The organism is Streptomyces sp. McG3, assembly GCF_018619185.1.
GTDB lineage: Bacteria > Actinomycetota > Actinomycetes > Streptomycetales > Streptomycetaceae > Streptomyces.
On record NZ_JAAXYC010000445.1, the window covers coordinates 1 to 5,017 of the forward strand.

The 5,017-nt window shown below is 73.1% G+C and carries 3 protein-coding genes and 1 pseudogene; all 4 read right to left on the minus strand.

The features are described 5' to 3' along the window. Positions 1-229: 229 nt before the first annotated feature. Complete coding sequence (locus HET64_RS36530; protein ID WP_215111536.1) at positions 230-1,621, minus strand: diaminopimelate decarboxylase; 1,392 nt, start codon at positions 1,619-1,621, stop codon at positions 230-232. A gap of 92 nt (positions 1,622-1,713) precedes the next feature. Further along, a complete protein-coding gene (locus HET64_RS36535) occupies positions 1,714-2,511 on the minus strand; it encodes a family 1 encapsulin nanocompartment shell protein (RefSeq protein WP_215111537.1) in 798 nt (265 codons plus the stop codon). Next, positions 2,511-3,584: a Dyp-type peroxidase gene (locus tag HET64_RS36540; RefSeq protein WP_215111538.1), complete on the minus strand. Its 1,074-nt coding sequence runs from the start codon at positions 3,582-3,584 to the stop codon at positions 2,511-2,513. The genes HET64_RS36535 and HET64_RS36540 overlap by 1 nt, the downstream gene beginning before the upstream one ends. Positions 3,585-3,958: 374 nt before the next feature. Continuing rightward, a pseudogene (locus tag HET64_RS36545) lies at positions 3,959-4,935 on the minus strand (alpha/beta hydrolase). Positions 4,936-5,017: the final 82 nt, after the last annotated feature.

A 5,017-nucleotide genomic window follows, 5' to 3' on the forward strand; every position in this document is an offset into this window, starting at 1 on the left:
CTGGACGCCGTCAAGGACGTCACGGCGAAGGGCGAGGACACGGTCGTCTTCACGCTGAAGTACCCCTACGCGCCGTTCGCCCAGCGCACCGTCCTGCCCATCGCCCCCCAGCACATCGCGGGCGAGCCGCAGCCCGCCGGGACGTGACCGGCGGCCGGCCGGCCGTTCCGCCCAGGCCGGCCGGCCGGTCGGCCTCGGCTGTAGCGGCCCTCCGATCGATCGCCCCCGTTCAGTCGCCCCGTTCGATCAGTGCGTCCGCGTGTGCGAGACCGCTCTCCGCCGCGATGTCGTCCAGCGACTGCGCGTCCCGCACCGTCGTGAACGCCACCTGTCCGTCGTCGCCCGAACCGCCCGAACCGTCCGTCGGTCCAGCCACCGCCCGGAAGCCGTACACCGCGGGGCGGGGCAGGCTGTTGTACGCCCACGGGGTGGAGAAGTAGTACGCCCCCGTGTCGTACAGCACGATCACATCGTCCTCGGCCAGCTCCGGCAACTCCCTGCCGTACGCCACCACGTCCCCCGCGAAGCAGCACGGCCCCGCGATGTCCTGCGCCAGCGCCGGGCCGCTCCTGGGCGTGCCGTCCGGGCCGAACGCCCCGATCCGCAACGGCCAGGCGTCGGGCATGAGGACGGTACGGGTGGCGGTCTGCGCTCCCGCGTGGGTGAGTGCGATCCGGCGGCCCCCGGCATCCTTCGTGTACTCCACCCGGGCCCCGATGAACCCGTTCTTCGCGAGCAGCGACCGGCCGAACTCCGTGACCAGGGAGTAGCGGCCGGAGAAGAGGCCGGGGGCGGCCGCCGTCAGCGCCGCCACGTAGTCCGCGTAGCTGGGGCGTACGGTCTCGTCGGCGAAGTTGACCGGAAGGCCGCCGCCGATGTCCAGGCTGGTGACCTGTCGGACGCCCAGCGTCGCGTTGATCTCCTCGGCCAGCTCGTACGTCCGTGCCACCCCGTCCGCGATCAGCTCCAACGGGCAGCCCTGGGAGCCCACATGGGCGTGCAGCCGGGTCAGCCACGGTCGCTCGCGGAAGGCCCTCACGATGGCCTCGCGGGCCCCCGGGTCGCGCAGCGCCACCCCGAACTTCGAGGTGTCGGTCGCCGTGCTCATCGGCCCGATGGAGCCACCGCCCACCTGGGGGTTGACCCGCAGTCCGAGGACCGAGGCCGTGCCCGGGTTGCGGAGGGCGTCGATGCGGCGCAGTTCGTCGAGGCTGTCGGCGTTGACGGCGACGCCGAGGGCGAGCGCCAGCCGGATCTCCTCGCGGGTCTTGGCGGGGGAGTCCATGACGATGCGGGACGCGGCGAACCCGGCCTCCAGGGCGAGGCGCAGCTCACCGGGGCTCGCCACCTCGCACCCCATGCCGCAGTCGGCGAGCAGCCGCAGCACCGGGACGAGGGAGCAGGCCTTGGCCGCGAAGGTGTGCAGTACCCCGGGCGTGGCGGCGAAGGCGGCGTGCAGGGCGCCGACGGAGGCGCGCACGCCCTCCGTGTCGATGAATCCGGCGACCGGGCTGCCCTCGCCCAGCAGTCCCTGCCCGACGGCCGCCCGGACGACGGCGTCGAAGCGGGCGGGCGGTGGTGCCGTGCCGCCCTCGTGGTGCGCGGAAGTCGTCTGCGTCATACGGCCAGAGTCCCTGATGGCTGCCCCCCGGGTCTTCGGCGGAACGGGGGCGCTCGGTCGCCCGGACACGCGCCGGTGAGCGCCCCCGGGGATCAGGCGATCAGGCCGACCACGGCCTCCGGTGTCAGCATCCGGAAGGTGAAGGCCTGCTGGAAGTAGAGGTGGATGCTCGTGGCGTCGTGGTCCGCGTAGCCGATCGACAGGTCCTGACCGAGGCAGAGCTCGAAGTCTCCGCCCCGGGTGGACAGGAGCACCCCGCCCTTGACCGCGGGCGCCCACAGGATCTCGTCGTCCACCAGGCGGCTCAGGTGTGTCTTGACCGGATACCCGTGGTCCGAGGTCTCGGCGGCCTCGGTGAACGCGTCCGCGCCGAGCAGCAGCCGGTACGGTCCGTCGACACCGGCCAGCCGCAGCCGCGTCACGGCCTGGCTGACCGCCACCGGATAGTCCCGCGCGTCGGCGGGCAGCGGGAGGGGATCGTGGGAGGAGCCGTCCCGCAGCCCGGTGATCCCGGCCGCCCCGTATCCGTCGATGACCGCCATGTCCTCGGCGAACGCGCAGGTGCGCGCCGCGTCCTTGACGGGCTGCCAGTCGCTGTCGGCGGAGCCGCGCTCCACGTCGTCCACGGCCTGGCGGGTCACCGTGAACGGCACCCGCCACTCGATGACCGGCATCGATGTCCGGGCCCGGGCCGCCACGTCCGGGGTGGGCGGATCGATGTCGTTCAGATGGCCGTCGCCGACGGCGGCCAGTGTCGGACCCGCCGGGTCGGACACGTCGACGACACGGCGGCCGGCGACATGGCGGCGGAAGGTGCGCCGGGCCTCCTCCTCGATCTCGTCCCAGGCGGACGGGGTGACCGGCGCGAGTTCGCGATGCAGATTGTTCATCACTGGGCGCTTTCTTGCAGGCTGCCGATGCGCAGCGAACCGTGGTCCGCCCCGGCCGCGAGAGGCTCCTGCCGGACCGGTGCGGGCACCGGTTCCGGCCGGTCCCCGGTGCGGGTCGGGACGGGCGGGGGCGGCGGAGCGTCGAGGAAGTCGGCGCGGGGGGCGAAGAAGAGGGAACCGGTGACGGCCGTGGAGAAGTCGAGGATGCGGTCGTGCGTCCCGGGCGGATCGCCGAGGAACATGTTGCGGAGCATCCGCTCGGTCACGCCGGGATCGGCCGCGTACCCGATGAAGTACGTACCGAACTCGCCCTTCCCGAAGCTTCCGAACGGCATGTTCGCCCGCAGGATGTCCCGTTCGGTGCCGTCCGGGTCGGTGATCGTGTTGAGGGCGAGGTGGGAGTCGGCGGGTTTCTCGTCGTCGGGGAACTCCACGTCGTCCAGCTTGGTGCGGCCGATGACGCGTTCCTGCTCCTCCACGGAGAGCGTGTTCCAGGACGTCAGGTCGTGCAGGTACTTCTGTACGACGACGTAGCTGCCGCCCGCGAACTCCGGGTCGTCCGCCGCCCCGACGAGCGCCGCCGAGCGGGCGTCGTCGCCCACCGGGTTCTCCGTACCGTCCACGAAGCCGAGCAGGTCCCGGTGGTCCAGATAGCGGAAGCCGTGCGTCTCGTCCACGATCCGCAGCGCTCCGCCGAGCCTGTCGAGCAACTGTGCCGCCCACGCGTAGCAGACGTCCATCCGCTCGGCCCGGATGTGCAGCAGCACGTCGCCGGGGGTCGCCGGGGCATGGTGGAGAGGGCCGCGCAGCTCCGGGAACGGGTGGAGGTGAGCCGGGCGCGGCCCGGCGAACAGCCGGTCCCAGGCGCTGGAGCCGAAGCCCGCGACACAGGCGAGACCGGCGTCCGGGTAGCGGAAGCCGAGCGACCGGGCGACGGCCGCGAGATCCGGCAGAACATCCCGCACCGCGCTCTCGCCGCCCGGCTCGATCGTGCCGACCAGGAACAGCGCCGCGCTGGTCAACGGCGCCACGACGGGCTGGACGGAGACGGGATCAGGAACGGCGTCGGGCATGCGCGCACTCCACTACGACGGTGTACGGACGGCGGTGGATCGCCGGTGGTGAACGGTCTGCGGCCGCGGACCACGGTGAACAGGGCTCGCAGCCACTAACCCACGTCCCGTCCCCGGCCGCACGCCGGGAGCGCCCGGCCGGGGGAGCGCGCCCGGGCGGGACAGCGCGGGGGAGGCGTCGAACAGTGCGTGCACGGCGGCCTCGGTCGCGGGAACGGCGCGGGTCCGCAGGCCACCAGCTGGACCGCCCGGCGCGCGGAAGCGGGCTCCCGGCCGGGTCGGTCCTGCGGGCGGAAGAGGGGCGGCCCGGTCGGTCCGGCCACCGGGTGTCCGGTGTCCCGGTCCATCGTGACCGGGACCGCCCCCTTCCCGACTCAGCCGTCGTGGAGGGCCGTCCGCAGGGCGTCGACGGCGAGCCCGCGGGCGACGTTGGCGGCGTGGGTGTCGCGCAGGCTGTCCAGGAGGAGGAAGTCGTGGACCATGCCCGCCACCCGGACGGACGTCACGTCCACGCCGGCCTCGCGCAGCCTGTTGGCGTACTTCTCGCCCTCGTCGCGCAGGACATCGGCCTCGTCGGTGATGACCAGCGTGGTCGGCAGGCCCCGGAGCTGCTCCAGCGAGGCCCGGAGCGGCGAGGCGTACACCTCCGTGCGGTGGGCGAGGTTGCCGGTGTAGGCGTCCCAGAACCACTTCATGCCGTCGCGGGTGAGGTAGTAGCCCTCGGCGAACTGGAGGTACGAAGGGGTGTTGAAGTCGGCGTCGGTGACCGGGTACAGCAGGACCTGTTGAGGCCGATGCCTCCGCGTTCCTTGTCCATCAGCGCGAACACCGCCGCCATGCAGCCGCCGACCGACTCGCCGGTGACGGCGATCCGCGAGGTGTCCAGGCCGTGCTCCGCACCGTGCTCCACGACCCACCGGCCCACGGCGTAGTTCTGCTCGACCTGGGTGGGGTACTTCGCCTCGGGGGCGCGGTCGTAGACGGGGAAGACGCCCGCCGCCCCGGCGCCGACGGCGAGTTCGCGGAAGAGGCGGTCGTGGGTCCGGTCGTCGCCGAAGACCCAGCCGGCACCGTGGATGCAGAACACCACCGGCAGCCGTCCGGTGGCCCCCTTGGGCCGGATGACGCGGGTGCGGACCGTGCCCCACTGGCCCGCGTCCACGTCGACCCACTCCTCGTCGACCTCGGGGCGGGGCACGCTCCGGTCGCTCTGCAGGCCGAGCAGGATGTCGCGGCCCTTCTCCGGGGGGACCTCGTAGATCCGCGGATGCGGGTCCGTGGCCTCGCACAGTTCCTTCGCGGCGGGTTCGAGGCAGGGTGTGATCGGAGGGGGAAGCGGGGGATCGGTCATGTCGACTCCCTGTCGTGGGCGCGCGGGCGCCCTGTTCGCGCGGCCTCGCGGGCCGCCGCCGGTGTCCTCCCCACCCCGGGCC

Coding starts and splice junctions, on each gene's coding strand:
- HET64_RS36535 (WP_215111537.1), bottom strand. CDS start 2,511: ATGAACAATCTGCATCGCGAACTCGCGCCGGTCACCCCGTCCGCCTGG.
- HET64_RS36530 (WP_215111536.1), bottom strand. CDS start 1,621: ATGACGCAGACGACTTCCGCGCACCACGAGGGCGGCACGGCACCACCG.
- HET64_RS36540 (WP_215111538.1), bottom strand. CDS start 3,584: ATGCCCGACGCCGTTCCTGATCCCGTCTCCGTCCAGCCCGTCGTGGCG.